The following is a 26009-nucleotide window of genomic DNA, read 5'->3' as shown; positions in this document are numbered from 1 at the left end:
CGCGACATCACGCCCCCAGTATGAGGGAAAATGAAAATGATTGTCAAAATCTATCGGGGGAGCGACTGAAACGCCCCGAACCGGTCGGCCGCCAGCACCACCAGGAACACCAGCATCACCACCCGCAGCAGCCGCCCGCCGATGCCCAGTGACGGCCATGACAGATAGGCCAGCCAGGCCACGAACGCCAGCACCGGCAGCACCGCGAGCGCGCCCGGCCAGGCCGCCACGGCGAACCCCGTCAGCAGCAGCACCACCAGCACGGCCGGGACCAGCCACCGGGGCACCTGCGTGAACAGGTAGGCCAGCGGGGCCGCGCTGCGCGTCTCGACGCTCTTGCGCAGGCCGGTGGCGCCCGGCGTGAAGAACTGCTCGCCCGCGGGCAGCGGGCGCTTCTGCCGCGGGGCCCGCGGGCCGCCGGGGCCCTGCTGAGTGCGGGAACGTCGGCGGCGGTCGTCGTTGGTGGCCACGGGCCCGAGCCTAGCGCCGCCGGAAACGCCCAGGGCAGGGTGATCCTCTGACATCCTGGTGACGTGCTCGCCGTCATCCGTTACATCGTTCCGGAGTCGCAGTCCCAGGACTTCGTCAAGCAGGGCCACGCGATCCTCGACACGCTGGCGGCCCAGCCCGGCTACCTGCGCGGCAGGCTGGCCCGCTCGGTCGACGAGCCCAACCTGTGGGCGCTGGTCAGCGAATGGGAGGGCGCCGGGTTCTACCGCCGGGCGCTGTCGGCCGCGCGGATGGCGATGTACCCGCTGATGATCCTCATGGTCAACGAACCCAGCGCGTTCGAGGACGTCTACCCCCAAGACGGGACGTAGCCGCGGCCGGGCGGCAGCGGTCGCGCGCGAGGGCTCGCCGATGTCCCCTAAGCTGGGAGCTCACATCCCCTCGCCGACCTCCAGCCGGAAAGAGATCCAACGACATGGCACGCCGTACAGACGTCATGGACACCATCGTCAGCCTCGCCAAGCGGCGCGGGCTCGTCTACCCGTCGAGCGAGATCTATGGCGGTCTGCGGGCATCGTGGGACTACGGCCCCCTGGGAGTCGAGCTCAAGAACAACGTCAAGCGCCAGTGGTGGCAGAGCATGGTCCAGATGCGCGACGACGTCGTGGGCCTCGACTCGTGCGTCATCCTGGCCCGCGAGGTCTGGCAGGCCAGCGGTCACGTCGAGACGTTCACCGACCCGCTGACCGAGTGCCAGTCCTGCCACAAGCGCTTCCGCGCCGACCACCTGGTCGAGGCGTACGAAGAGAAGAACGGCCGGGCTCCCGAGCGGGGCCTGGCCGACGTCACCTGCCCCAACTGCGGCAACAAGGGCGCCTTCACCGAGCCCCGGCAGTTCAGCGGCCTGCTCAAGACCTACCTGGGCGCCGTCGAGGACGAGTCGGGCCTGGCCTACCTGCGGCCCGAGACCGCGCAGGGCATCTTCATCAACTACCTCAACGTGCAGCAGTCGGCGCGCAAGAAGATCCCGTTCGGCATCGGCCAGATCGGCAAGTCGTTCCGCAACGAGATCACGCCGGGCAACTTCATCTTCCGCACCCGCGAGTTCGAGCAGATGGAGATGGAGTTCTTCGTCAAGCCCGGCACCGACGAGGAGTGGCACCAGTACTGGATCGACGAGCGCTTCCGCTGGTACTCCGACCTGGGCATCAACAAGGACAACCTCCGGCTCTACGAGCACCCAAAGGAGAAGCTGTCCCACTACTCCAAGCGCACGGTCGACGTCGAATACCGCTTCAACTTCACCGGCGGTGAGTGGGGCGAGCTCGAAGGCATCGCCAACCGCACCGACTTCGACCTGACCGCCCACTCCAAGGCGTCGGGCGTCGACCTCAGCTTCTTCGAGCAGGACACCGGCGAGCGCTACGTCCCGTTCGTCATCGAGCCAGCGGCCGGGGTCGACCGGGCGACGCTGACGTTCATGCTCGACGCCTACACCGAGGATGAGGCGCCCAACGCCAAGGGTGTCATGGAGAAGCGCACGGTCATGCGGCTCGACCACCGGCTGGCCCCGGTCAAGGTCGCGGTGCTGCCGCTGTCGCGCAACGCCGACCTGTCGCCCAAGGCGCGCGACCTGGCGGCCCAGCTGCGCAGGCGGTGGAACGTCGAGTTCGACGACGCCGGCGCCATCGGCCGCCGCTACCGCCGCCAGGATGAGATCGGCACGCCGTTCTGCATCACGGTCGACTTCGACACGCTCGACGACCAGGCCGTGACCATCCGCGAGCGCGACTCGATGGCCCAGGAGCGCATCGCCCTCGACCAGGTCGACTCCTACCTCCGCCAGCACCTCAACGACTGAGAGCCGTCTCTGCGATCAGGCCCTGAGTCAGATGACCCGCTGAGGGACATCGCCAGGGCCTGCCGCATGCCGTTCCGGGCAGCCGGCCGGACGCCGGTCTCGCCCTGTCTGACCGAGCCGGGCCTTACTCGAAGTCGTCGGGATTGAGCTCCTCGAGTCGCCTGAACTCGTCGTCGCTCTCCAGTCCTGGCGTGGACCCCCACGGCCGGCGCCAGGTCTCCTCTTCGGCCTGTTCCTTCCGCGGGTCCTGTTCCCGGACGGCCTTGTCTCGAACGGCCTGTTCCTGGGCGGTCTGTTCCTGAACGGTCTGTTCCTGAACGGCCTGTTCCTGGATGGTCTTTTCCTGGTCGGCACGGTCGGCGCTGGCCGGCGCATGCTCTGGTTGCCTGCGCATTTCTCCCCCTATGCCACCCTTACTCCCTCCCCTGAGAGCGCGGGTCGAACCGTCGGAGGCCGGCGCCGCCATGACGCCGCCGGCCTCGGCGTCAGAGGGCCAGGGCGCGGCCGACCAGGACCTCGGCGAGGTGCGCGCGGTAGGACGAGCTCGCCACCGCGTTGTCGGGCGGTTCGCAGCCTCGCGCGGCGAGCGACCTGGCCTCGGCGGCGGGCATTCCCGCCGCCAGCGCCTCCTCCACCGCCACCGCCCGCAGCGGCGTCGGGCCCATGCCGATCAGCGCGACGGCCGTGCGCCCGCCGGGTCGCGACTGGACGGCGACCCCGACCACCGCCCAGTCCAGGGCCCGGCGGCTGAACTTCTCGAAGGCGTGGGCCAGGCCCGCCGCGGCCGGCAGCCGGATCTCGGTGAGCAGCTCGTCCGCCGCCAGCGCGCTCTGCCGCGGGCCGGTGAAGAACTCGCCGGCCGGGATCTCCCGGACCCCCGACGGGCCGTGGGCCACCAGCACGCCGTCCAGGGCGAGCACGGCCGCGGCCAGGTCGGCGGCCGGGTCGGCGTGGGCCAGCGAACCGCCGATCGTGCCCCGGTTGCGGACCTGGGGATCGCCGATCCGGCGCGCGGCGGCGGCCAGCAACGGCACCTGCTCGGCGACCACCGGATCCCGCTCCAGGGTCCGGTGACTGGTCAGCGCGCCGACCGCCACCTGATCGCCGTCCAGTCTGACGTACGAGAGCTCGCGCAGGCGGCCGATGTCGACCAGGACGCCCGGCTCGGCCCGCCGCAGCTTCATCGCGGGCAGCAGGGAGTGGCCGCCCGCCAGCAGCCTCGCGGCGCCGCCGTGCCGGGAGAGCTCGGCGAGGGCCTCCTGGACGGAGCCCGCGCGCACGTAGGAGAAGCCCGCCGGGATCATCGTGCTCCTCCGTTCGCGGCCGCCCACTGGACCGATTCGACGATCATCTGGTAGCCGGTGCACCGGCACATGTTGCCCTTCAGCCCGTCGCGGATCTCCTGCTCCGACGGGTCGGGCCGCTCGGTGAGCAGCGCGGTGGCGGCCATGACCATGCCCGGCGTGCAGAAGCCGCACTGCAGGCCGTGACACTGCCGGAAGCCCTCCTGCACGGGGGACAGCCCGTCCGGCCCGCCCAGCCCCTCGACCGTGGTGACCGAGCAGCCGTCGGCCTGCGCGGCCAGGACAGTGCAGGACTTCACCGCCACGCCGTCGAGCATGACCGTGCAGGCGCCGCAGCTGGAGGTGTCGCAGCCGACGTGCGTGCCGGTCAGCGAGAGCGTGTCGCGCAGGAAGTGGACGAGCAGCAGCCGGGGCTCGATTTCCCGGCTGTGCGGCTGCCCATTGACGCTGATCTCAACTCGCATGGTGCATGGCCTTCCAGACTCGTTCCGGCGTGCAGGGCATTTCCACGTCGCGCACGCCGAGGTGGGCGAGCGCGTCCACGATGGCGTTCACCACGGCCTGTGGCGCGGCCGTGGCACCCGCCTCGCCGAGCCCCTTGGCGCCGAGCGGGTTGAAGCTGGACTTGGTCTCGATGTGGTGGGTCTCGTAACCGGGCAGGTCGAGCATGCCCGGCAGCATGTAGTCCTCCAGCGAGGCGTTGAGCGGCCGGCCGTCGGCGTCGAAGGAGACCTTCTCGTACAGGGCCTGGGCGATGCCCTGCGCCACCCCGCCGTGGATCTGCCCGCGCGCCGTCATCGGGTTGATGACGGTCCCGCAGTCGTCGACGCACACGTAGCGCAGGACGTGCACGTGCCCGGTCTCGCGGTCGATCTCCACCACGCAGCCGTGCGCGCCGCTCGGGTAGCTCAGGTTGGACGGCTCGTAGTACGAGGTGCACTCCAGGCCGAGCCCGGTGCCGGCGGGGAGCAGGTGCGGCTTGAAGGAGCGCTCGGCCACGGCGGCCAGGCTCACCTCCGCCGTGGGGACGCCCTTGACCTGGAAGCCCGCCTCGACCCGCACGAGGTCGTCGCCCTCGGCCTCCAGCATGTGCGCCGCGATCAGCCTGGCCTTGGCCGCCACGTCCGCCGCGGCCTGCCGTACGGCGTTGCCCGCGACCGGCATGCCGCGGCTGCCCATCGTGCCGATGCCCTCCTGCACGACCGCGGTGTCGCCGTAGAGCACGCTGATGGCCTCGAAGGGCACGCCCAGCTCGTCGGCCGCGATCTGGGCCAGGGCGGTCTGGTGCCCCTGCCCGTGCGGGGCGGTGCCGACCAGGATGATCGCCGAGCCGTCCGGCTGCAGCCGGACGTTCGCCGACTCCCAGCCACCGATGTAGCCGAACTGCTCGAACAGCGGCGTGGGCCCGAACCCGCCCATCTCCACGAACGTGGACAGCCCGACGCCGAGCAGCTTGGCGCCGGGGTCGGCGCGCCGCCGCTCCTGCTCCTCGCGCAGACCGGCGTAGTCCAGCCGGTCGAGCAGCAGGTCCAGGGCGGCCGGGTAGTCGGCCTCGTCGTACACGATGCCCTCGAAGGGCGTCTGGTAGGGCATCTCGCCTGGCTGGACGAGGTTCACCCGCCTGACGTCGGCCGGGTCCTTGCCGAGCCGGCGGGCGACGAGGTCGACGACCCGCTCGATCAGGAAGCTCGCCTCGGGCCGTCCCGCACCCCGATAGGAGGCAGTAGGCGTTGTGTTTGTAACGACGCTTCTGAACCGTGCCGCGATCTTCGGGATCCGGTAGCAGCCGCCGAGCATGTACGAGGTGAGCGTGGCGAGCGCGATGCCCACCGGGTCGGGCACGCCGCCCGTGTTGACGGTGAGCGTCACGTCCAGGGCGAGGATCGTGCCCTCGTCGTCGAACCCGACCTCGACCTCCTGGATCTGGTCACGGCCGTGGTAGGTGTGCACCATGTGCTCGCCGCGCGTCTCGACGAACTTGACCGGCCGGCCGAGCCTGCGCGACAGCTCGGGTGCGAGGAACAACTCCGGCATGAACGACGACTTCACCCCGAAGGCGCCGCCGACGTCGGGCGCGATGACCCGGACGAGGTGCCTGGCGAGCCCGAACCGCTCGGCGATCTCCGCCCGCACCCGGTGCGGTGCCTGCACCGTGGCCCAGATGGTGGGACCGGCCCCGGTCCAGTCGGCCAGCACCCCGTACGGTTCGAGGGGCGCGCCGGCGCAGCGCTGGTTGACCAGGCGGGCGCGCAGGCGGTGCGGCGAGGCGTCCAGCTCGTCCGCCACGTCGTGCGGCGTCACCTGCTGCTCCAGGGCGAGGTTGCTCTCCAGCGGCGCGAAGATCGGGACGGCGTCCGGCGCGAGGGCGTCGGCCACCGTCGCCATCACCGGCAGCGGCTCGTACTCCACCCGCACGGCCCGCGCCGCGTCCGTGGCGAGGTAGCGGTCGGTCGCGACCACCACGGCCACCGGCTCGCCCACGTAGTGAACCTTGTCGCCGGCCAGGTAGCCGCGTTCCAGGCCGGGTACGGACGGCCTGGCCGGGAGTTCGGCGAAGTCCTTCGCGGTCCACACGCCGACCACGCCCGGCAGGGCCCGGGCGGCTTCGGTGTCGATCTGGGTGATGAGCGCGTGGGCCTCACCGCTGTGCACGTAGACCATGTGGAGCAGTCCGGGACGATGGATGTCGTCCACGAACGTGCCGCGTCCGGTCAGCAGCGCGGCGTCCTCCTTGCGCGGTACAGCCGAGCCGATCATCGTCACGGGCCACCTCCGTGGCTGCCAAAAAGCAGGCGTCGTTAGGAGTATGGCCACTTATCTTGTCCGTGCTGGGCCTCCCCGGCAAGACCTCCGGGCCATCTCGCGGGTGGACCCGGGAATTGACAACCGCCGGACCGGCGCGGTAAGGACCGTGTTCCTACTCCAGCACCCGGCCGACCAGCTCGCCCTCGCGGGGAACCGCCAGGCAGTACGCCGTCCGCGCACCCGGCCACTCGTGCTCCAGAGGCAGGAGCACGCCGGCCTCGACCGTCTCGCGCATCGACGCCTTGATCCGCAGTCTCGGGGCGCACCAGGCCAGGGCCTGCCGCCTCGCCTCCTCCTCGCCAGGCCAGGGGCCGTCGGGCAGCACGAAGATCGAGGCGTACTCGGCCGCGTGCGGGTGCCCGCACGGCACGAGCGTCGCGATGAGGTCTTGGGGCAGGTCGAGCAGGCAGTCACCGGGACGCAGGTAGGTCGCGTGGTGACGCGACGTCTCCGGGGTGGGGCCCGGCCCCGGATTCTCGGCCGCGCTGCTCGGGGTGTCGTGCACGGCCGGGGCCCGGGTGGTCGAGGTGCCGGTGGAGCATGCCGGAGCCGTCCAGAGAAGACAGACCGTGAGAACGGTCAGGCGATGGCGTGCGCGCAGGGGCATGAAGACCGAGAATCGCAGTTCCCGATCACCGTCCGGTCGCGGAAAAGGTGGCAAAGGGTCACACCGGGCGGCGCGCGGCCCGGCGGCGGCAGTGCGCCAGGGTGACGGCGTAGGCGATCGGGGGCAGCAGGAACACCGCGGCGCGCAGGCCGTACACGATGGCCAGGTAGGTGTCGTGCGGGGCGGCGAGCAACGGCGACGGCGCGGCCGGATCGGGCGGGATCTCCGAGACCCACGTCGCCGCCCAGACCACCGTGAAGAAGGTGATGACCGCGACGCCCGCGGCGGTGCGGACCGGCGCCTGGGAGGGGCGGTCCAGCAGGTGGTGGGAGCGGCGGTCACCGGTCAGCCGGCGGTCGATGAACGGATAGCAGAGCAGCACCAGGAAGAACGCCGCCAGCACGAGCACCGGGATCCAGAGCCCTGCCTGCAGCACGTACCCGCCCACCGTGATCTCCCACGGAGGGGTCAGCCGCAGGCCGCCGTCGAGCACGCCGAAGTACCAGAACGGCTGGGCCGAGGGCGGCGGCCTGCCCGGCTGGTAGGCGCCGTGCTCCCAGACCGGGTTGACCCGGACGAACGTGGCGAGCAGCGCGATCGCCGCCATGGTGAACAGGGCGGTGGCGCCGTTCTTGACCGCGAAGTAGGGGAAGAAGGGGCCGCCCGTCACCTTCGACTCGTCGGAGCCGGCGAGGCGGCGCTCGGTGTGCTTCTGCCGCCAGGTCAGGATCAGCCCGTGCAGCGGCACCACGGCCAGCAGGATCCCGGGGACCAGCAGCACGTGCGTGACGAACAGCCGCGGCACGACCTCGCCGGGGAACGTGCCGTCGAAGAGGAACCGCGACAGGTAGGTGCCGGCCAGCGGGATGGACAGCAGCAGCCCCTGCGCCTCGCGCAGCCCGGTGAACGCCAGTTGGTCGGCGGTGAGTGAGACGCCCAGGAACGACTCGAACAGCACCAGCCCGAACAGCAGCACGCCCAGCGTCCAGGTCAGCTCGCGCGGCTTGCGGAAGGCGCCGGTGAAGAAGACGCGGAACAGGTGGGCCACGATCGACAGCACGAACACCGTCGCCCCCCAGTGGTGTAACTGCCGCACCAGCAGGCCGCCGCGCACGTCCAGGCTGATCTCCCGCACCGAGGCGAACGCCAGGTCGGGGTCGGGCTGGTAGAAGAACGTCAGGAAGGTGCCGGTCAGCACGATCAGGACGAACGAGTAGAGCGCCAGTTCGCCCAGCAGGAACGACCAGTGGCTCGGGAAGAGCTTGCGCAGGTTGGGCCGGAGCCAACGGCCCAGGCCGAGGCGGTCGTCCAGATAGAGCGCGCCACCCCGCGCCGCCTGGGTGGAGCCGGTCGCCAGGCGGACACGGCGCTTGGGCTTCGTCGGAGTGGCCACGGCGCCTCCTGTGGGGGTGCCCCGATTGTGCACCGGTCCTTAGGGTTTCTCAAGAATTGGTGTAAACCAATTGGTATAAACCACTTCGCCAGGCATGTGAATATCAATTGGATTAGACCGGTCTATGGCCGTTTACCTGCGGAAACGATGACTTAACCGCTGAGTGCAGTTTCGTCATCAAAGTCACCGGTAGAGTCCGATCAGAGGCGTTGATTGGAGCTGTGGTGGCCAAGTTCGTTTACGATTTCACCGAGGGCAACAGGCATCTCAAGGATCTGCTCGGCGGCAAGGGAGCCAACCTCGCCGAGATGACCAACCTTGGGCTGCCCGTCCCGCCCGGGTTCACGATCACCACCGAGGCCTGCCGGCACTACCTCACGCAGGGCACGGTCCCCGACGGCTTCGAGCAGGAGGTCGAGGAGCATCTCGCCGCCCTGGAGCGGCAGATGGGGCGCACGCTCGGCCAGGCCGACGACCCGCTGCTCGTCAGTGTTCGCTCGGGCGCGAAGTTCTCGATGCCCGGCATGATGGAGACCGTGCTCAACATCGGGCTCAACGACGAGTCCGTGCACGGCCTGGTCAAGCAGGCCGGAGGCAACGACCGCTTCGCCTGGGACTCCTACCGCAGGCTCATCCAGATGTTCGGCAAGACCGTGCTCGGCATCGACGGCGACCACTTCGAGCACGCGCTCGACACCCTCAAGGGCGACCGCCAGGACACCGACCTGGCGGCCGCCGAGCTGCAGGCGCTGGTCGAGACCTTCAAGGGCATCGTCCGCGAGCAGACCGGCCACGACTTCCCCGCTGACCCCCGTGAGCAGATGCGCCAGGCCGTCATGGCGGTCTTCGACTCCTGGAACGCCCCGCGCGCCATCCTCTACCGCCGCCAGGAGCGCATCCCCGCCGACCTCGGCACCGCCGTCAACATCGTCGCCATGGTCTTCGGCAACTGCGGCAACGACTCGGGCACCGGCGTCGCCTTCACCCGCGACCCCGGCTCCGGCCACCAGGGCATCTACGGCGACTACCTGCAGAACGCGCAGGGCGAGGACGTGGTCGCGGGCATCCGCAACACGATCCCGCTGCAGGACCTGGAGCGCCTCGACAAGAGCAGCTACGACGAGCTGCTGGCGATCATGGAGAAGCTCGAGAACCACTACCGGGACCTGTGCGACATCGAGTTCACCATCGAGCGCGGCAAGCTGTGGATGCTGCAGACCCGGGTCGGCAAGCGCACCGCCGCGGCGGCGTTCCGGATCGCCACCCAGCTCGTCGACCAGGGGCTCATCAGCCTTGACGAGGCCGTCACCCGGGTCACGGGCGACCAGCTGGCCCAGCTGATGTTCCCGCGCTTCGACACCGGCGCCGAGAAGAAGAAGATCGCCAAGGGCATGAACGCCTCGCCCGGCGCGGCGGTCGGCAAGGCGGTCTTCTCCTCCGAGCGCGCCGTCGAGCTGGCCGCCCAGGGCGAGGAGGTCATCCTGGTGCGCCGCGAGACCAACCCCGACGACCTCTCCGGCATGATCGCCGCTCGCGGCGTCCTCACCAGCCGCGGCGGCAAGACCTCGCACGCCGCCGTGGTCGCCCGCGGCATGGGCAAGACCTGCGTCTGCGGCGCCGAGGAGCTCGACGTGTCCACCTCCGAGCGGAGGTTCACCGCGCCGGGCGGCGTGGTGGTCACCGAGGGCGACGTCATCTCCATCGACGGCAGCACCGGAGAGATCTTCCTCGGCGAGGTGCCCGTCGTGGACTCCGCCGTCGTGGAGTACTTCGAGCGCGGCGGCGTGCTCCAGGAGGACGGCCGCGATCGTGAGGGCGAGCTGGTGCGGGCCGTCGACCGGATCATGCGGCACGCCGACGCCACCCGGCGGCTGGGCGTGCGGGCCAACGCCGACACGCCCGAGGACTCGGCCAGGGCCCGCCGCTTCGGCGCGCAGGGCATCGGGCTGTGCCGCACCGAGCACATGTTCCTGGGCGAGCGCCGCCAACTGGTCGAGGACCTGGTGCTGGCCTCGGGTGAGCAGGAGCGGCAGGCGGCGCTGGACGCGCTCGAACCGCTGCAGAAGGCCGACTTCATCGGGATATTTCAGGCGATGGGGGACCTGCCGGTGACGGTGCGCCTCATCGACCCGCCCCTCCACGAGTTCCTGCCCGACCTCATTGACCTGTCCGTCAAGGTCGCGCTGGCCGACGCCGGCCACGGCGAGGTCTCCGCCAAGGACCGCGAGCTGCTGACCGCCGTCAAGAGACTGCACGAGCAGAACCCCATGCTCGGCCTGCGTGGGGTACGCCTCGGGCTGGTCATCCCCGGGCTGTTCGCCATGCAGGTACGGGCCATCGCCCAGGCCGCCAAGGAGGTGCCCGGAGCCCGGCCCGAGATCATGATCCCGCTCATCGCCGCCGTACAGGAGCTGGAGGCCGTCCGCGAGGAGGCCGCCGCGATCCTGGCCGAGACCGGCGTCGACGCCCTGATCGGCACCATGATCGAAACCCCGAGGGCGGCGCTGACCGCCGGCCAGGTGGCCGAGGCGGCCGAGTTCTTCTCCTTCGGCACCAACGACCTGACCCAGATGGTGTGGGCCTTCTCCCGCGACGACGTCGAGGCCGCGTTCTTCTCCCGCTACCTGGAGCTCGGCATCTTCGGCGTCTCCCCGTTCGAGACCCTCGACCAGGAGGGCGTCGGCCGCCTCGTCAGGCTCGCCACCGACGAGGGCCGCGCCGCCCGTCCCGACCTCAAGCTCGGCATCTGCGGCGAGCACGGCGGCGACCCCGGCTCGGTGCGCTTCTGCCACGACGTCGGGCTCGACTACGTCTCCTGCTCGCCGTTCCGCATCCCGGTCGCCCGCCTGGAGGCCGGCCGGGCGGCGCTCAGCGAGAACGACTCCGACAGCCGCTGACGGGTTCACCCGGCCGTGTGCCGTACCCGCCGGCGGGTACGGCACGCGCCCGTGCGGCCGGCCGACCACCAGATGGAACACCGCCGTCATGGAGGAGGACTCCCCGGGAAGAGGGGTTCTCGCGAACCTGACTTGGCGGAGACCGAAAGGTGGATAAAATCGCTGCACTAATGGGCCGCTACGACGAGCACGACCAGGCACGATGGGTTCCCGAAGCACCCGGCAACCCCGAGCGCAGCGCGTTCGAACGCGATCGCGCCCGCATCGTGCACAGTGCCGCGCTGCGCAGGCTGGCGGCCAAGACACAGGTGGTCGGCCCGGTCGAGACGCTCGGCGGCGGCCAGCACATCCCGCGCACCCGGCTGACCCACTCCCTCGAATGCGGCCAGGTCGGCCGGGAGATGGGCGCCACGCTGGGCGTCGACCCCGACCTGGTGGAGACCGCCTGCCTGGCCCACGACCTTGGCCATCCGCCGTTCGGGCACAACGGCGAGGTCGCGCTCAACGAGCTGGCCGGCACCTGCGGCGGGTTCGAGGGCAACGCGCAGAGCCTTCGCTTGCTCACCCGGCTGGAGGCCAAGGTGCTGACCGAGGGCGGCAGGAGCGCCGGCCTCAACCTGACCCGGGCCGCGCTCGACGCCTCCATCAAATACCCCTGGACCTGCGAGAAGTCGCCGAAGTTCGGCGTCTATGACGACGACCTCCCGGTCTTCGAGTGGATCAGGGAGGGCGCGCCGCCCGGCAGGGTGAGCTTCGAGGCCCAGATCATGGACTGGGCCGACGACGTGGCCTACTCCGTGCACGACCTCGAGGACGCGCTGCACTCCGGCCACGTCACCCCCGACGCGCTGATGTCGCCGATCGAGCGCAGGCAGGTGTGCGAGCTCACCGCCTCCTGGTACGCCCCCGGCGCCGCCCTGGGCGAGCTGGAGGAGGTCTTCACCAGACTGATCGCCTCACCGCTCTGGCCGCGCCGCTTCGACGCCACCCTCGCCGACCTGGCCGGGCTCAAGGCTCTCACCAGCGGCCTCATCGGCCGCTTCTGCCGGTCCGCCGAGACCGCCACCAAGGACGCGGACGTCGCGCGGCACCGGGCCGACCTGGTGGTGCCGCGCACCACGCAGCTGGAGTGCGCCCTGCTGAAGGGCATCACCGCCCACTACGTCATGACCACCGACGACCACCACGCCAACCAGGCGCGGCAGCGCGAGCTCATCACCGAGCTGGCCTCGCTGATCACCCTCGGCGCGCCGCGCACCCTGGAGCCGGCGTTCCGCCCCGACTACCTCGCCGCGCCCGACGACGCCGCCCGGGTCCGCGTGGTCATCGACCAGATCGCCTCCCTCACCGACACGTCGGCCGTCACCTGGCACCGGCGGCTTTCCGGGTGACCGGCCGCCGCCGCCCGGAGGAGCTCACGTCGGATCGACCGTGATCGGGTCGGGGGTCTCCTCCTCGGGCTCCTTGGTCGGCTTGACCACCTTCTTCGACGTGCACTGGACCGTGCAGCGCGGCGTCTCGCCCAGCCTGCCGCGCAGCGCCATCGTCTCCTCCCTGGGGGAGAGCGTCCGGTTGCCCGACAGCCAGGAGTCGAGGTAGTTCCACGGGTTGACCATGCCCCGGCGGACCCACCAGGAGGAGGAGCCGGTCTTCCAGGAGATCGCGAAGTACAGGTTGGTGGCGGTGTCGCGGGCGTTGCCGGACGAGCCGACCCGGCCGAGCAGTTGCCCCGTGCCGACCCGCACGCCGGGCCGGACGCCGTCGGCGACCGTGTCGAGGTGGCCGCCGAGATAGCGGACGCCGTCGTCGCCGATGATCGTGACGAACCGGCCCTCGCGGTGGGCGCCCACGTCGGTCGTGGGGAGCCACCGGTTCCTGGTGTTGACCTCGTCCACCACGCCGCTGACGGGCGCCACGAAGGCGCACCCCCGGGCGGCCCAGATCGTCGTCTTGGGCAACGTGAGCAGTTTGCGCTGGTAGCTGACCCGGCACCCCTGGACGGGGAAGGTGTAGGTGTGCTTGGACAGCTTGGGCGGCGGCACCTTGACCGGGGCGTCGCCCTTGGGCGGCTCCACGGGCGCCTGCCGCGAGGGGGCCACCTTGGGGATCGTCGCGGTCACCACGGGGGTGGCGGCCTGGGTGGCCTGCGTGGGCGGGGCCAACTCGGGCGACTGGGCGCTCATCCCGGCCACCCCGGGAGCCTGGGCGCAGGCGCCGGTCATCAACACGGCGCCCGCGACGGCCGCCAATCGTCCTATCTGCCCCGAAAGCATGATCTCCACCCGTGTCACCGTATACATCGCGAGCTTTACCTTTGTAGCCGACGAGGGCAACGGGGAGGACACGTTTTCCGCTTTACGGTCCTTGAGGTGATATCCGACTCTCTGTCGGGCTGTCTGCCGGACGGGCCGGAGGCTGGGAATGTCGGCCGGCCGCAATAGACTCACCGGCGTGGCTGGCCGTATCCGTGACGTCGACATCGCGCTCGTACGCGAGCGATCGCCCATCGCCGAGGTCATCGGCGAGCACATCCAGTTGCGCAACGCCGGCGGTGGCAACCTCAAGGGGCTGTGCCCGTTCCACGACGAGAAGAGCCCGTCCTTCAACGTCACGCCCGAGCGGGGGATGTACTTCTGCTTCGGCTGCTCCGAGGGCGGCGACGTGATCACGTTCGTCGAGAAGATCGAGCACCTCGGGTTCGGCGAGGCCGTCGAGCGGCTCGCCCAGCGGGCCGGCATCCAGCTCCAGTACGAACAGGGCGGTTACGTCCCCCGGCGCGATCACGGCGAGCGCGCCCGGCTGGTCGAGGCGCACAAGGCCGCCGCCGAGTTCTACGCCGCCAAGTTGCTCGGCCCCGACGCCGCCGTGGGACGGCGCTTCCTGTCCGAGCGCGGGTTCGAGCGGGCCGACGCCGAGACGTTCGGGGTCGGCTTCGCGCCCGCCGAGTGGGAGGCGCTGGCCCGCCACCTCATGGGGCGCGGGTTCACCGCCGACGAGCTGATCAAGGGCGGGCTGGTCAAGGAGGGCCGGCGGGGGCCGATCGACCGCTTCCGCGGGCGGCTGATCTGGCCGATCCGCGACGCCACCGGCGACGTGATCGGCTTCGGGGCGCGCAAGCTGCTCGACTCCGACGACGGGCCCAAATACCTCAACACCCCCGAGTCGCCGCTCTACAAGAAGAGCCAGGTGCTCTACGGCATCGACCTGGCCAAACGTGAGATCTCCAAGCGCGCCCAGGCGGTGATCGTTGAGGGCTACACCGACGTGATGGCCTGCCACCTCGCCGGGGTCCCGACCGCCGTGGCCACCTGCGGCACCTCCTTCGGCGAGGAGCACATCAAGATCCTGCGGCGCTTCCTGCTCGACCAGGCGGAGTTCCGCGGCGAAGTGATCTTCACGTTCGACGGCGACGCGGCCGGCCAGAAGGCCGCCCTGCGCGCGTTCGCCGATGAGCAGAAGTTCGTCACCCAGACCTACGTGGCGGTGCAGGCCGACGGGCTCGATCCCTGCGACCTGCGGGTCAAGCAGGGCGACGCGGCGGTGCGCGACCTCATCGCCAGCCGCGAGCCGCTGTTCCAGTTCGCCCTGCGCAACACCGTCGCCCGCTACGACCTCCGCAGCAACGAGGGCAAGATCGCGGCGCTCGACGCGGCGGCGCCCATCGTGGCCGCCATCAAGGACGTCGGCCTGCGCAAGCGCTACGCCATCGACCTCGACCGGTGGCTCGGGTTCATGGACGAGCGGTTCGTCATGCAGCGCATCGCCGAGGTGGGCGGCGCCCAGCGCGGGCGTCCCGAGCCGGTGCGGCGGGCGGCGCCGCTCGATCCCGGCGTGCGGGTGGAGGCCGAGCTGCTCAAGCTGGCCGTGCAACGCCCGGCTCTGCTCGGGCCGAGGTTCGACGCGCTCGACCCGCAGGCGTTCACCGCCCCCGACCACGTGACGCTGCACCAGGTGATCGCCGCGGCGGGCGGCACGGCCGCGGCCGGCCACGGCGGCAGGGAGTGGGTCGACCGGCTGCTGGAGCACGCGCTCGACGAGACGGCGCGAGTGCTGGTGACGCGGTTCGCCGTGGAGGCGATCCAGGCCGACGCCCACACTGAGGAGCGCTACGGCGCGGCCATGCTGGCGGCGATCGAGGCCATCGCGATCGACCGGGCGATCGCGCAGGTCAAGTCGCGCATCCAGCGGCTCAACCCGGTGGACGAGCAGCAGGAGTACAACCGGCTCTTCGGTGAGCTGGTCGCCCTGGAGCAGCAGCGCCGGGTGCTGCGAGACCGGGCCGCCGGCAGCTGACCTCCTCCGTCCGGCGCGGCTGTGGCGCTCCGCTCGTTGCCGGGACTCCGTGGACCGATCCAGAGATGCAGCGGAGTCCGTGACGGGGATACGGGCGGCCATATCAACCCGCCCGACGGTTCAGGCGAGGCTCTTCGCCGTGCCGCGCGTAAGGATCAACCATAGGGGGAAACGCGGGCCGTACAGAAGACCGCTGAAGGGCCCCGTGTGGCGCGACCGACGCTGCGAGGCCAAAGTGGCATATCTGGGTGGTTGTGCCGGAAAATTATTTTCAATGCCCTCGCCGGGTCTGCCCCGGGAGCCGCGAGAGGCGGGGCAGAAGCCCTGGTAGACGCCTATTCGGGCAGGCCGCGAAGTGCGTCCGGCCGTGCTCGTGGCCGGGCGCGTGCAAACCATATCGCGTAATTGACTTTACTTTCCTGATCAAACTTCGGCTAAACCTCTAATAGATCTCGATTCGGTAATGGCCACCGCCTTACCTTCGGTGACAAAAATGGGTCTGCCATTTTATGGAACCAATCCTGCAGACTGTCTCCCGTGGGTGCATCGGTGCTGCCAAGTGGACCGCCCTCCGTAGATCAGGTGGCGGACCTCGTCGCGAAGGGAAGGGAGCGCGGAAGCGTCACCGTCGATGACGTCGCGGCCGCGCTTGACCGATCCGAGCTGCCGTCCGACGCGCTGGAACGCGTCGTGCGGATGCTCGCCGAGAACGGTGTGGAGGTCCTCGAGCCCCAGGGCGACGAGGAGACCACCCGCGCCGATGAGGAAGATGTAGGCAAGCGGGCGCCGACCAGCGATCTGGTCCGGATCTACCTCCGGGAGATCGGGCGGGTGCCGCTGCTGACCGCCGAAGAGGAGGTGGAGCTCGCCAAGTCGATCGAGGCCGGTCTGTTCGCCGAGGACAAGCTGTCCAACGGGATCGCGCGGCTGGCCTTCCCGGAGTTCAGGGAGCTCGTCTGGCAGGGGACCCGGGCCAAGCAGCGCCTCATTGAGGCCAACCTCCGGCTCGTGGTGTCGATCGCCAAACGCTACGTGGGCCGCGGCATGCTGTTCCTGGACCTCATCCAGGAGGGCAACCTCGGTCTCATCCGCGCGGTCGAGAAGTTCGACTACACCAAGGGCTACAAGTTCTCCACCTACGCCACCTGGTGGATCCGGCAGGCGATCACCCGGGCGATAGCCGACCAGGCGCGCACCATCCGGATCCCGGTGCACATGGTGGAGACGATCAACAAGCTGGTCAGAGTCCAGCGCCAGCTGCACCAGGACCTCGGTCGCGAGCCCGTGCCCGAGGAGATCGCCAAGGAGATGGACCTGCCGGTCGATCGCGTGGTGGAGATCCAGCGCATCGCCCAGGAGCCCGTGTCTCTGCAGTCGCCGATCGGTGAGGAGGACTCCGACCTCGGCGACTTCATCGAGGACGCGGACGCGGTCGTGCCCATGGAGGCGGCGGCCTTTATCATGCTCCAGGACCAGCTCGACGACATCCTGGCCACGCTGTCGGATCGCGAGCAGCGCATCATCCAGCTCCGCTTCGGCCTGGCCGACGGGCATCCCCGCACGCTGGAGGAGGTGGGCAGGGAGTTCGGCGTCACCAGGGAGCGCATCAGGCAGATCGAGTCGAAGACGCTGGCCAAGCTCCGCCACCCGACGCGGGCGCAGATGCTGCGCGACTACCTGGACTGAGCTTCCACGCCGGCGTGCGGCGGGCCCGGGCCCGCCGCACGCCCATGCGTTTCACCAGCCCGCCGAGCGGCGGCCTGCTCCCTACGAGCAGCCCTCGAACTGGGGCACGGCGACGATGGACAGGTCCAGGCCGGAGGCGCCGAACCAGTCGCGGAACAGCCGGGAGGCGGTGCCGTCCTGGTACATCGCGGTGATCGCCCGGTTGACCGCCTCGCAGCCCTCGACGTCGCCCCTGCGCATGCCGACGCCCGACCGCTGCTCGTTGAACTGCGCGTTGACCAGCCGCAGCCCGGTCCCGTCCTGGGTGGCCAGGCCGGCCAGGATGACGTCGTTGGTGGTGATGGCGTCGACTCGGTCCGCCTTGAGCGCGGCCAGGCAGGCGGCGTAGTCGGGCACCGGCACCACCTGGGCCGCCACCTTGCGCTCCTCGACCACCCGCTGGGCGGCGTTGGCTCCCTGGACCTCGCAGATGCGCCGCCCCTTGAGGTCGCGCACGTTGCGGATGCCGGTCTCGTCCTTGCGCACCAGGATGTCCTGATAGGAGATGTGATACGGCCCGGCGAACAGCACCTTCTGCTTGCGGTCCATGCTGATCGTGTAGGTGGCCACGACCAGGTCGGCCCTGCCGGAGGTGAGCACCCGCTCACGGTCGGCCGCCAGCACCGGCACGAACTCCGCCTTCTTGCCGAGCTTGCGGGCGATGTAGCGGGCCACGTCCACGTCGAAGCCCTCGAACGTCCCGTTGGCCTTGCGCAGGCCGACCGAGGGCAGGTCCGGGCGCACCCCGATGACGACGGTGTCCTTGTCCAGGGCCGACTCCTGCCCGCCGGTGCCACAGGACCCGGCGAGCAGCGCGGCCACAGCCAGCACCACCAACGGCAGCCGCTTCATCGGTACTCCTTCAGCCGGGGCCAGACTCCCGCGAGGACCAGCAGGCCGATGCCGCCGATCGCGAACGGGAGCAGCCGCCACAGGTTGTCGAGGGCGCTCTGGCCGGTGCCGACGGCCCGCTCGAACACCTTCTGGTGCCGCTCGGCGATGGCCAGCAGCGTCTTGTCGTAGGCGTCGAACGCCTCGCGCACCGGACCCAGCCGGGCGGCGACCGCCTCGCTGTTCCGGCCGCTCATCGCGAGCGCGCGGAATCTCGTGTCGGCGGCCTGGAAGGCGGTGAACGCCTCCAGCGCCCGCTGGCCGTCCGGTCCGCCGAGCTGGGCGCCCATCAGGCCGAGGTAGCCCCCGCTCCCGCCCCGGACCGCGGCGTGGTAGGCGTCGAGGTTGCCGGCCGGCAGGTAGAACACGGTCTGCGCCTTGTCCAGATAGGTGTGCTCGTAGGTGTCGGCCCGCACCTTGTCCAGCAGGAAGCGGCTCTGGTCGCCCTGCATGCTGTTGCTGATGGCCCGCGCCCTGGCCACCGTCAGGATCGAGTCGAACCCCTCGGACTTGGCCGCTCGGAGGTCGCCGGTGCTCTGCCCGAGCACGTTCATCCCGGAGACGAGCGCGACGGCGGTCACCACGGTGGCGGCCAGCAGCGCGGGCCCGAACACCCGGCGGAACCGCCGGGTCAGGAAGACCTGCAGCCAGATCAGGCAGCCGAGCGCCAGCAGCCCCGCCACGACCACCGCGGCCCGCACGGCGGGCACCGTCAGGTTCTTGTCGTCGTAGGTCTCGCGGACGATCGTGCCGTTCTCGAGCGTCAGGTTGTACGCCTGGGGCAGCAGGACCCGCCGCATCAGGTCGGTGGCCTGCCGGTAGATCTCGACGACCTCGTCCGGGGGCGGCCCGGCGGCGTGACCGGCGCGGGTGTCGAGCAGCAGCGCCTGCCCGGCCAGCCGCTCGTAGCGGCCGAGCCCGTCGAGCACCGACTGCACGGTCCGCCGCTCGGCCGGGTCGTCGCCGGACAGCTCGAACGCCTTCATGAGCGCCTGGTTGGCCTCGGAGCGCCGCTGCTCGTACCTGGCCAGGGCGGCCCGGCGCTGCTGGCCGTACTCTCTGCCCATCAGCAGGGCGTCGGCGACCTGGGCGTCCATGTCGCTGAGCCCGAGATACAGGCCCGCGGTGGCGACGACCTGGGGGCCCGCGTCGCGTCCGATGACCCGCAGCCCGTCACCGGCGCTCGCGCTGCCGACGGCCAGCGCGGCGAAGAGCAGGGCGAGCGAGGCGACCGTCACGCCGGTGATGACCCGGATCCGGGCGGGCACGCTGCGGCGGCGGGCCGGCGCGGCCGGGGGCCGGGTCTGGACCACGGTCACGGCGTGCCCTCCCGGATGGTGATGACGGTCCACGCGCCGACATGGATCCGGTCGCCGGCGGCCACGGGGACGGGCACGTTGACCGCGACCGGCTTGCCGTTGACCCGGGTGCCGTTGGAGGAGCCGGGGTCCACCAGCGTCCACGAGCCGTCGTGCTGGGCGAGCAGCACCGCGTGCAGGTGGGAGACGCCCGGGTCCTCCGGCGGGCCGGTCAGGTCGATCTCCGGCCGGGCGTCGCGAGCCCGGCTGCGCCGCCCGATGCGCACCTGCTCGCCGGCCAGGGCGAAGGAGCGCTCGGGACAGTACGGCGGGAACGCCACGGCGCTCGCGTCAGGCCCGCCCTGGGCGATGATCTCGTTGTAGTAGGCCCGGTCGGCCGAGGTGACCGCCTCCCAGCGGGCGCCGGTGGACGGCACCTGGACGGGCGTGCCGCCGCTGTAGTCGTGGCCGCACACCTCGCAGAACTGCCCGGCGCGCGGCGTCCGGCAGATCGGGCAGCTCTCGGCGGCCGCCTCCGCCGGAGCCGAGGCGGGCGAGGTGGGCGATGCGGCGGGGGCCGGGGCGCCGGCCATCTGGCTGCCGCAGGTGTCGCAGTAGTCGTCGGCGCCGGACGCGTGGCCCTGGGGGCAGATCGCCATCAGCTGCCCTCCCCGTCCTTGCGCAGCCGGCTGGTACGGACGGAGCCGGTGTCGAGCTCGATCTCGTCCGCCTTGTCCACGCCGCGCCGCAGCCGGGCGGTGCCGCTGTGCGGGTCGACCTCGACGACCTTGTCCAGCAGCCGCGCGGTGTCCGAGCGGCCCGACTCCGTGGCCAGTTGCCTGGCCTTGGCCAGGCGGGCGGTCGCGACCTCGACCTGGCCGGCGGCACGCGCGCTCAGGCCGTCCTGGATCAGCTCGTGCAGCTCGGCCTGGCCGGTGTAGTGGGCGACCTTCCGGTTGATCTGGGTCGAGGCGGCGAGGTCGTCGGTCCACTGCGCGAGGACGTTGCCGCTGGCGAGGACCTCCTGCGTGTCGGGCCGCAGCAGCTTCACCCAACCGGCCCGGATCTCGCTGCCGACCTGGCCGGGCGGCACCTCGACGCACAGGTGGTACTCGCGTTCCTCCGCGCCCCAGGAGCCGGTGGGGTAGTCGCCGGTCAGCGGGTTCACGTCGGTGCGCTTGCCGGTCAGGTCGAGCAGCGTGGGGGAGACCTGCTTGACGAACTTGAGCGTCGCGGTCTGCGGCACCCACACCCGCATCACCAGCTCGGCCAGCGTCTTGCTCATCGACGTCTGGGTGATCTTGCGGAAGAAGTCGGCCAGGTCGCCCTGGTTCCTGACGAAGTCGAAGGTGCCGAGCAGTGCCTCGGCGACCTTCCGCAGCTCGCCGGGCGCCCAGTCGGCGCCCACGCCGAGGCTGTCGCAGACGAACGCGCCCTCACAGCGGGCCAGCGCGGCGGCGAACACGTCGGCGCGTTCGTTGTTCTGCCCGTCGGTCATCAGGATGGCGTGCCTGATCGCGTTGGGATGGGCGGCCAGCAGGTCGGCGGCCAGCAGCAGCCACTGCCCGATGGACGTGCCGCCGTTGGCGCTCAGCCGGCCGATGGCGTTCTGCGCCTCGGTACGGGTGGCGCGCGAGGCGCGGACCAGCTGCCGGCCATGCGGGTAGATCACCCTGGCCGTGTCGGTCCCGGACACCACGGCGAAGAACACGCCGTCACGCAGACTCTGCACGGCCGTCGCCGCGGCCTGCCGCGCCTCGCGGATCTTCCCGCCGCTCATCGAGCCCGACGTGTCCACGATGATCACTTCGGCGGCCTCGGCGGGGGTGGCGGACGTCGTGGTGACCGCTCCGGTGGAGCCGATGGTGAGGATGGCGTGGACCTCGCGCCCGTCGGTGGACAGGAACTTGTTCTGGTCGATGTGCAGGCTGAAGGTGGGCTGGTCACCCATGCGGTCCTCCTAGGGGGATCAGGACGATGGTCACGTTGTCTTGGCCGCCGGAGTCGAGCGCGTGGCGCAGCATCGCGCGGGCCATTTCGAGCGGCGTGCCGGACCGGGGGAAGGCGTATCCGGCGAGGTAGCGCCAGAGGCCGTCGCTGCAGACCAGCAGCAGCCCCGGTCCCGCCGGGGTCAGGGTCCGCACGCGCGGCTCGACGTCGCCCGCGTCGGCGCCGAGCCAGGCGGTGATCTCGCCGGTCGGCGCGGCGTCGTCCTCGGTCAGCGGCTCGCCGGTCGGCTCCGTGCCGATCGCAGCCGGTGGCGCGCCCACCGGGCGGGTGTCGTCGGTGGTCAGGGGTTCGCCCGCGGGCAGCCAGTAGGCGCGGGTGTCGCCGGCCCAGCTGATCGTGATCTCGCCGCCGGTGACCACCGCCGAGACGTACGTGCAGGCGGGGGCGTGCTCCACGGAGCTCGCCAGCTTGGTCACCGCGTGTCCGGCCAGCTCGAACGCCTCCACGGCGGAGGCGCCGCGGGCCAAGGCGGCGGCCGCCGTCTCCACCGCCACGGCCGAGGCCTCGTCGGCGCGCGGCGAGCTGCCCACGCCGTCGCAGACCACCGCGACGGTCGCCGTGCCGGTGGACAGCAGCGCCATCGCGTCCTCGTTGCGGGCCCGGCGCAGGCCCTTGTCGGTCACCCCGGCCGCGCCGCCGGCGAGCTCGATCTCGGCGTGGTCGCGGCCGGTGGGCTGGCGCAGGCCGCACCGCTCGCAGTAGCCGTCGGCGTCCACGGCGGGCGCGCCGCAGCCGGCGCAGGCCGGGGCGTCGAGCCGCTGGCCGCACGCCTCGCAGAAGGAGTCTCCGGCCAGCACCGGAGCCTCGCAGACCGGGCAGTTCACAGCCACGTCCTGGGGCGTACGGCGTTGGCCTGGTCGATCAGGGCGTGCCGCTCGTGGCGGGAGTCGGCGGCGACGGCCAGCTTGCGCAAGATGCCCTCCAGCCGTCTGCGCACGCCGGGCTCGGTGAAGGCGGCGCCGGCCACCTTCAGCCCGGCGGGCGGGGAGCCAGCGGTGTCGAGCCAGGCCAGCGCGGTCTGGAGCAGCTCGGCGGTCATCGACTCGCGGCGGCGCGGAGCCAGGTCGGGCAGGCGCTCCAGCCGGTCGGCCGCGGCGGTCAGCTGCTCGGGCCGGACCATGTCCGGCTGGGGCTGCCTGGCGACGGACGCCACGAGGGCGAGCTGGGCGGCGATCCGGTGGCTCGAAGTCACGGGCACCTCGTCGAGCACCGCCACCCGCCCGGCCCGGGCCAGCCCGAAGGCGGCGCTGACGTGGCCGTGGTCGGTCCGCCACACCGTCTCGTACCAGCGGACCGGGTTCTGGCCGGAGCACTCCAGGGCGAAGGCCAGTGCCAGCTTGGCCGCGAGCTCGCCGGGCAGCAGGGAGACGCACGCGTCGAACAGCGGGACCGCCCGCGCGGCCTGGCCCTGGGCCAGGGCCAGCACGCCGCGATACCAGGTGACGCGCCAGTCGCCGGGCAGCGTCCGCTCGGCCTCGTCCAGGGCCTGGACGGCCTGGTCGGAGCCCTGTTCGGCGAGCAGCCTGGCCCTGGTCAGCAGGGTCTCCGGCGTCCTGGCCATCGCCGCCACCTGGGCGACGAGCTCCTCCGGCTCGTGGCCGACCAGACCGGCCAGCGCACCGGCCGCCGGATCCGCCGGGTCCGCGAGCGGCACCGGCAGCGCCTCGGCCGCCTCGCGCGGGTCGAGCGGGTCGAAGATCGTCCGTTGGTCGGCGGACAGCGCCGCCCCCGCCGCGACCCGCTCGGGCCCGAACAGCGGGGAGTGCGCGGGGTAGGGCACGCCGTCGGCGATCGCGCTGACCTCGCGCAGCACGCCGACGAGCTGGGCCTCCATCTCCTCCGCGCTCTGGAACCTGGCGTTCGGGTCGGCCGCGGTCGCCCGCCGGAGCAGCCGCGCGAAGGACTCGTTGCCGCAGTCGTCCGGCAGCGGGGCGGTCACGCCGCCCTTGGCCGGGCTGAACGACGGGATGGCCAGCACCGCGAGCGTCCTGGCCACGGTGTAGAGGTCGGAGGGCACCGACGAGGGGTGGGTGTCCAGCTCGGGCGCGTGGTAGCCGACCGTGGCCCACGACGTGCCGGGCGGCGAGCCGAGCCGCTGCACCGCGCCCAGGTCGATGAGCTTGAGCCGCTTGCCCACCCGGATCACGTTGGCCGGCTTGAGGTCGCAGTAGACCAGGCCCTGCTCGTGCAGGTAGCCGAACGCGCGCAGGACCTCGCGCCCGTACATGAGGGCCTCGCGCAGCGGCAGCGGGCCCTGGCGGCGCAGCTCGTGCAGTGACTGGCCGCCGACGTACTCCATGACGATGTAGCCGAGCCCGGCCGAGCGCTGGAAGTTGAAGATCTTGACGATGTTCGGGTGGTCGACGGTGGTGAGGAACCTGCGCTCGGCCTCGGCGGCGGCCAGGGCCTCGGCGTCGGCGGTGTTGAGCAGGCCTTTGAGCACCACCCAGCGGCCGTCCAGGTTCTCGTCGGCGGCCAGGTAGATCCAGCCGAGGCCGCCGTGGGCCAGGCAGCCCAGCACCCGGTACTGGCCGGCGACCAGCTCGTCCTTGCCCAGCTTGGGGGTGAAGGAGAACTGCGTGCGGCAGTGCGGGCAGAACCCGTCGGGTAACCCGGGCCGCCCCTGCCGGGACCGTCCGACCGGCTTTCCGCAGGCCGGGTTGGCGCAGAACCGCTTCTCCTCGGCCACCTGCGGATCGGCCATGATGGCGCTCGCCGGGTCGCGGTAGGGCACCGAGGGCAGGTCGGCGAGCTCGGCCAGCACGCCCGCCCGGGACCGTCCGCTGCTGACGGGGGTCGTCGTGGGCCGGCTCACCGGCCGGGTGTGCGGAGAGTCGCCCGCGGGGGACGACGAGGAGGCCGCCACGGGCGGCGGCGCCGCGGCGCTCTCCGCGTGACCGCACAGGTCGCAGTAGCCGTCCTCGATGGTGCCGGTGCAGCCGGGCTGCCGGCAACTGGTCATCGTCCGCCTCCGTTGATCGAACTCTGGTAGAGGTCGACGGCCTCGGCCGCCTTCGTCAGGTCGCAGGGGGCGGTCCACAGGAGTGACCGCGCCCGCTCGTACAGCCGGGCGGCCTGCGGGTCCTCGGCCCGGCCCTTGCGCACCGCCATCGCCTGGCAGGCGCCGAGCCGCCCGCGTAGTTCGTCTCGCCGGGCGACCAGCCCGTACAACGCCTTCGCCGTGGTGCGCGCCTGGTCGGCCGCCTCTCGCGCGGCCCGCTCCAGGGCGGTCAGCCGGGCGGCCCGCCGCAGCCAGCCCTCGGTCGAGACGTCCAGGGCGTCGAGCTCGCCGGTCAGCTCGGACATCGCGCTCCTGGGGGCGGCCTGCGGAGGCAGGGCGATCTTGACGACCACCGCGCCGTGGGCCAGCCGGGCATCGCTCTCCGCGGCCCGTACCCGGTCGAGCGCGGCCGCCAGGTCCTCACGCCGCCTGCCGTACTCCTCCCTGGCCCGCAGGGCCTGTTCCAGGTCGGCACGGCAGCGGGCGAGCAGGGTGGTGATCCGGTTCAGCTCGTGCTCCGCCGGGGGCGAGCCGAGCGGGTCCTCCAGGGCGGCGGCGCGCATCCGGCTCAGCTCGTTCGCCGTCAGGTCCAGGTCGAGCGGCTCGCCGAGCCGATCTCTCAGGCCGGTCACCGTCCGCAGGTCGGTGGCCGCGGCGTCGAGGCCCGGGAGGGCGGCCGACCAGGCGGCGTCGATCTCCGCCAGCGCGTCCGTGGCCTCCTGGAAGGCCGCGTCCATCCGGAGCACGGCCTGGTCGAGGGTGAGCCGCTCGTCCGTCGCGGGTAACAGGGAGCGCTGCTCGACGGGCTTGGCGGCGGCCTTCAGCACCACGGACGGCCCGGCGAGCAGCGCCGTCAGCTCGGCCAGTTGCTCGGCGCCCATCCGGCTGCGCGTGGCCCTGATCCGCTCGGCGTCCCGGAGCACGCCCCGGTAGGCGTTGTGGAGCACCCAGAGTGCGGCCAGCGCGGCCTGCGCCGAGGCCCACCGCCGCTGGGTCGCCCCGCGCAGGGACGAGCCCTTGAGCAGTTGGTACGTGGTGTGCGACTCCAGGTCGAGCAGGTCTCCCGAGATGCGGTCACGCTCGTCGGCCCGGGCGCGCAACGCGTGTTCGGCGCCCTCCCTGCTCATGGGTGGTCCCAGACTCATCACGCTCCCCGTGAACCGGGCCCCCGATACCCGCTCAACCCGGACAACGGCCGCCGTGTCGGGTTGGTTCCTGCGTAGTACTCGGCGAACCCTGACTTGTCCCTGATTCAACCCTGTGTCGCCTGCAAATGACTTAAATGATCTCTTATTGTCACGGACATGGGACGCATCATCATGGTCGCCGCGGTCATCGTCGCCGCGCTCTTCCTCCTCGGCCCTCTCATGGGCTTCGTCTTCAGCCTGCTCAAGTGGGTGCTCATCCTCGGCGCCGCCGCGCTCGGCGTCGTGCTCCTCACGAAGTGGTTCGCCAGAACGTAGCTTCCGCCCGC

22 protein-coding genes are annotated in these 26009 nt (G+C 71.4%); 7 read left to right on the top strand and 15 right to left on the bottom strand.

Features of this window, described 5'->3' with window-relative positions:
* Positions 1 to 50 precede the first annotated feature (50 nt).
* The gene (locus AC5L3X_RS12050) at positions 51 to 470 is read right to left on the bottom strand and encodes a DUF6703 family protein (protein ID WP_494856997.1); all 420 of its coding nucleotides are present in this window, start codon (positions 468 to 470) and stop codon (positions 51 to 53) included.
* A 63-nt stretch (positions 471 to 533) separates the two neighbouring features.
* Here AC5L3X_RS12050 and AC5L3X_RS12045 point away from each other — a divergent pair, with 63 nt between their 5' ends.
* Complete coding sequence (locus AC5L3X_RS12045) at positions 534 to 821, top strand: antibiotic biosynthesis monooxygenase family protein (RefSeq protein WP_189123767.1); 288 nt, start codon at positions 534 to 536, stop codon at positions 819 to 821.
* 104 nt (positions 822 to 925) lie between these two features.
* Complete coding sequence (locus AC5L3X_RS12040) at positions 926 to 2311, top strand: glycine--tRNA ligase (RefSeq protein WP_494856996.1); 1386 nt, start codon at positions 926 to 928, stop codon at positions 2309 to 2311.
* 124 nt (positions 2312 to 2435) lie between these two features.
* Here the strand turns inward: AC5L3X_RS12040 and AC5L3X_RS12035 are convergent, their stop codons facing one another.
* The 6 genes from AC5L3X_RS12035 to AC5L3X_RS12010 all read right to left on the bottom strand — a co-directional run bounded on the left by AC5L3X_RS12035 (position 2436) and on the right by AC5L3X_RS12010 (position 8420).
* Positions 2436 to 2705 (bottom strand): hypothetical protein, encoded by a 270-nt coding sequence (locus AC5L3X_RS12035; RefSeq protein ID WP_494856995.1) that lies wholly within the window; start codon positions 2703 to 2705, stop codon positions 2436 to 2438.
* Positions 2706 to 2796: 91 nt separating this feature from the next.
* Positions 2797 to 3615 carry an FAD binding domain-containing protein gene (locus AC5L3X_RS12030; protein ID WP_494856994.1) on the bottom strand — a complete coding sequence of 273 codons (819 nt, stop codon included), beginning with the start codon at positions 3613 to 3615 and terminating at the stop codon, positions 2797 to 2799.
* Positions 3612 to 4079: a (2Fe-2S)-binding protein gene (locus tag AC5L3X_RS12025; protein ID WP_494856993.1), complete on the bottom strand. Its 468-nt coding sequence runs from the start codon at positions 4077 to 4079 to the stop codon at positions 3612 to 3614. Before AC5L3X_RS12025 ends, AC5L3X_RS12030 begins: the two co-directional genes overlap by 4 nt.
* On the bottom strand, positions 4069 to 6372 hold the full coding sequence (locus AC5L3X_RS12020) for a xanthine dehydrogenase family protein molybdopterin-binding subunit (protein WP_494857231.1): 2304 nt from the start codon (positions 6370 to 6372) through the stop codon (positions 4069 to 4071). Before AC5L3X_RS12020 ends, AC5L3X_RS12025 begins: the two co-directional genes overlap by 11 nt.
* Positions 6373 to 6532: 160 nt before the next feature.
* Positions 6533 to 7027 (bottom strand): hypothetical protein, encoded by a 495-nt coding sequence (locus AC5L3X_RS12015; RefSeq protein ID WP_494856992.1) that lies wholly within the window; start codon positions 7025 to 7027, stop codon positions 6533 to 6535.
* A 58-nt stretch (positions 7028 to 7085) separates the two neighbouring features.
* On the bottom strand, positions 7086 to 8420 hold the full coding sequence (locus AC5L3X_RS12010) for a cytochrome b (RefSeq protein WP_494856991.1): 1335 nt from the start codon (positions 8418 to 8420) through the stop codon (positions 7086 to 7088).
* 224 nt (positions 8421 to 8644) lie between these two features.
* Here AC5L3X_RS12010 and ppdK point away from each other — a divergent pair, with 224 nt between their 5' ends.
* Both ppdK and AC5L3X_RS12000 read left to right on the top strand, forming a co-directional pair.
* The gene (gene ppdK / locus AC5L3X_RS12005; protein WP_494856990.1) at positions 8645 to 11317 is read left to right on the top strand and encodes a pyruvate, phosphate dikinase; all 2673 of its coding nucleotides are present in this window, start codon (positions 8645 to 8647) and stop codon (positions 11315 to 11317) included.
* A 170-nt stretch (positions 11318 to 11487) separates the two neighbouring features.
* Complete coding sequence (locus AC5L3X_RS12000; RefSeq protein ID WP_494857230.1) at positions 11488 to 12708, top strand: deoxyguanosinetriphosphate triphosphohydrolase; 1221 nt, start codon at positions 11488 to 11490, stop codon at positions 12706 to 12708.
* Between the two features lie 24 nt (positions 12709 to 12732).
* Here AC5L3X_RS12000 and AC5L3X_RS11995 read toward each other — a convergent pair whose 3' ends face one another.
* Positions 12733 to 13590 carry a M23 family metallopeptidase gene (locus AC5L3X_RS11995; RefSeq protein WP_494857229.1) on the bottom strand — a complete coding sequence of 286 codons (858 nt, stop codon included), beginning with the start codon at positions 13588 to 13590 and terminating at the stop codon, positions 12733 to 12735.
* 178 nt (positions 13591 to 13768) lie between these two features.
* Between AC5L3X_RS11995 and dnaG the strand changes: the two genes are divergently transcribed.
* Both dnaG and rpoD read left to right on the top strand, forming a co-directional pair.
* Complete coding sequence (gene dnaG / locus AC5L3X_RS11990) at positions 13769 to 15610, top strand: DNA primase (RefSeq protein WP_494856988.1); 1842 nt, start codon at positions 13769 to 13771, stop codon at positions 15608 to 15610.
* Positions 15611 to 16192: 582 nt separating this feature from the next.
* Positions 16193 to 17296 (top strand): RNA polymerase sigma factor RpoD, encoded by a 1104-nt coding sequence (rpoD, locus tag AC5L3X_RS11985; protein WP_229697569.1) that lies wholly within the window; start codon positions 16193 to 16195, stop codon positions 17294 to 17296.
* A gap of 81 nt (positions 17297 to 17377) precedes the next feature.
* On the opposite strand, the gene AC5L3X_RS11980 is transcribed toward rpoD, so the two are convergent.
* From AC5L3X_RS11980 to AC5L3X_RS11950, 7 genes are read right to left on the bottom strand one after another with little or no spacing between them, the layout of a single operon-like run.
* Positions 17378 to 18187 (bottom strand): glutamate ABC transporter substrate-binding protein, encoded by an 810-nt coding sequence (locus AC5L3X_RS11980; protein ID WP_494856986.1) that lies wholly within the window; start codon positions 18185 to 18187, stop codon positions 17378 to 17380.
* A complete protein-coding gene (locus AC5L3X_RS11975) occupies positions 18184 to 19545 on the bottom strand; it encodes a GlnX family signal transduction membrane protein (protein WP_494856985.1) in 1362 nt (453 codons plus the stop codon). Before AC5L3X_RS11975 ends, AC5L3X_RS11980 begins: the two co-directional genes overlap by 4 nt.
* On the bottom strand, positions 19542 to 20183 hold the full coding sequence (locus AC5L3X_RS11970; protein ID WP_494856983.1) for an FHA domain-containing protein: 642 nt from the start codon (positions 20181 to 20183) through the stop codon (positions 19542 to 19544). Before AC5L3X_RS11970 ends, AC5L3X_RS11975 begins: the two co-directional genes overlap by 4 nt.
* On the bottom strand, positions 20183 to 21475 hold the full coding sequence (locus AC5L3X_RS11965) for a vWA domain-containing protein (RefSeq protein ID WP_189123781.1): 1293 nt from the start codon (positions 21473 to 21475) through the stop codon (positions 20183 to 20185). The genes AC5L3X_RS11970 and AC5L3X_RS11965 overlap by 1 nt, the downstream gene beginning before the upstream one ends.
* A complete protein-coding gene (locus AC5L3X_RS11960) occupies positions 21468 to 22364 on the bottom strand; it encodes a PP2C family protein-serine/threonine phosphatase (protein ID WP_494856981.1) in 897 nt (298 codons plus the stop codon). Before AC5L3X_RS11960 ends, AC5L3X_RS11965 begins: the two co-directional genes overlap by 8 nt.
* A complete protein-coding gene (locus tag AC5L3X_RS11955; RefSeq protein WP_494856979.1) occupies positions 22355 to 24496 on the bottom strand; it encodes a tetratricopeptide repeat protein in 2142 nt (713 codons plus the stop codon). The genes AC5L3X_RS11960 and AC5L3X_RS11955 overlap by 10 nt, the downstream gene beginning before the upstream one ends.
* Complete coding sequence (locus AC5L3X_RS11950) at positions 24493 to 25662, bottom strand: hypothetical protein (protein WP_494856978.1); 1170 nt, start codon at positions 25660 to 25662, stop codon at positions 24493 to 24495. The genes AC5L3X_RS11955 and AC5L3X_RS11950 overlap by 4 nt, the downstream gene beginning before the upstream one ends.
* 177 nt (positions 25663 to 25839) lie before the next feature.
* On the opposite strand from AC5L3X_RS11950, the gene AC5L3X_RS11945 reads away from it, so the two are divergent.
* Positions 25840 to 25998 carry a hypothetical protein gene (locus AC5L3X_RS11945; RefSeq protein ID WP_494856977.1) on the top strand — a complete coding sequence of 53 codons (159 nt, stop codon included), beginning with the start codon at positions 25840 to 25842 and terminating at the stop codon, positions 25996 to 25998.
* Positions 25999 to 26009: the final 11 nt, after the last annotated feature.

Source organism: Nonomuraea sp. CX421 (genome assembly GCF_059358955.1).
This window is presented reverse-complemented; position numbering and strand designations above follow the sequence as displayed.

Bases quoted from the DNA above. Each gene is read 5' to 3' on its own strand.
- AC5L3X_RS12040 (WP_494856996.1), top strand. From the start codon at position 926: ATGGCACGCCGTACAGACGTCATGGACACCATCGTCAGCCTCGCCAAG.
- AC5L3X_RS12035 (WP_494856995.1), bottom strand. From the start codon at position 2,705: ATGCGCAGGCAACCAGAGCATGCGCCGGCCAGCGCCGACCGTGCCGAC.
- AC5L3X_RS12030 (WP_494856994.1), bottom strand. From the start codon at position 3,615: ATGATCCCGGCGGGCTTCTCCTACGTGCGCGCGGGCTCCGTCCAGGAG.
- AC5L3X_RS12025 (WP_494856993.1), bottom strand. From the start codon at position 4,079: ATGCGAGTTGAGATCAGCGTCAATGGGCAGCCGCACAGCCGGGAAATC.
- AC5L3X_RS12020 (WP_494857231.1), bottom strand. From the start codon at position 6,372: ATGATCGGCTCGGCTGTACCGCGCAAGGAGGACGCCGCGCTGCTGACC.
- AC5L3X_RS12015 (WP_494856992.1), bottom strand. From the start codon at position 7,027: ATGCCCCTGCGCGCACGCCATCGCCTGACCGTTCTCACGGTCTGTCTT.
- AC5L3X_RS12000 (WP_494857230.1), top strand. From the start codon at position 11,488: ATGGGCCGCTACGACGAGCACGACCAGGCACGATGGGTTCCCGAAGCA.
- AC5L3X_RS11995 (WP_494857229.1), bottom strand. From the start codon at position 13,590: ATGCTTTCGGGGCAGATAGGACGATTGGCGGCCGTCGCGGGCGCCGTG.
- AC5L3X_RS11980 (WP_494856986.1), bottom strand. From the start codon at position 18,187: ATGAAGCGGCTGCCGTTGGTGGTGCTGGCTGTGGCCGCGCTGCTCGCC.
- AC5L3X_RS11970 (WP_494856983.1), bottom strand. From the start codon at position 20,183: ATGGCGATCTGCCCCCAGGGCCACGCGTCCGGCGCCGACGACTACTGC.
- AC5L3X_RS11965 (WP_189123781.1), bottom strand. From the start codon at position 21,475: ATGGGTGACCAGCCCACCTTCAGCCTGCACATCGACCAGAACAAGTTC.
- AC5L3X_RS11955 (WP_494856979.1), bottom strand. From the start codon at position 24,496: ATGACCAGTTGCCGGCAGCCCGGCTGCACCGGCACCATCGAGGACGGC.
- AC5L3X_RS11950 (WP_494856978.1), bottom strand. From the start codon at position 25,662: ATGAGCAGGGAGGGCGCCGAACACGCGTTGCGCGCCCGGGCCGACGAG.
- AC5L3X_RS11945 (WP_494856977.1), top strand. From the start codon at position 25,840: ATGGGACGCATCATCATGGTCGCCGCGGTCATCGTCGCCGCGCTCTTC.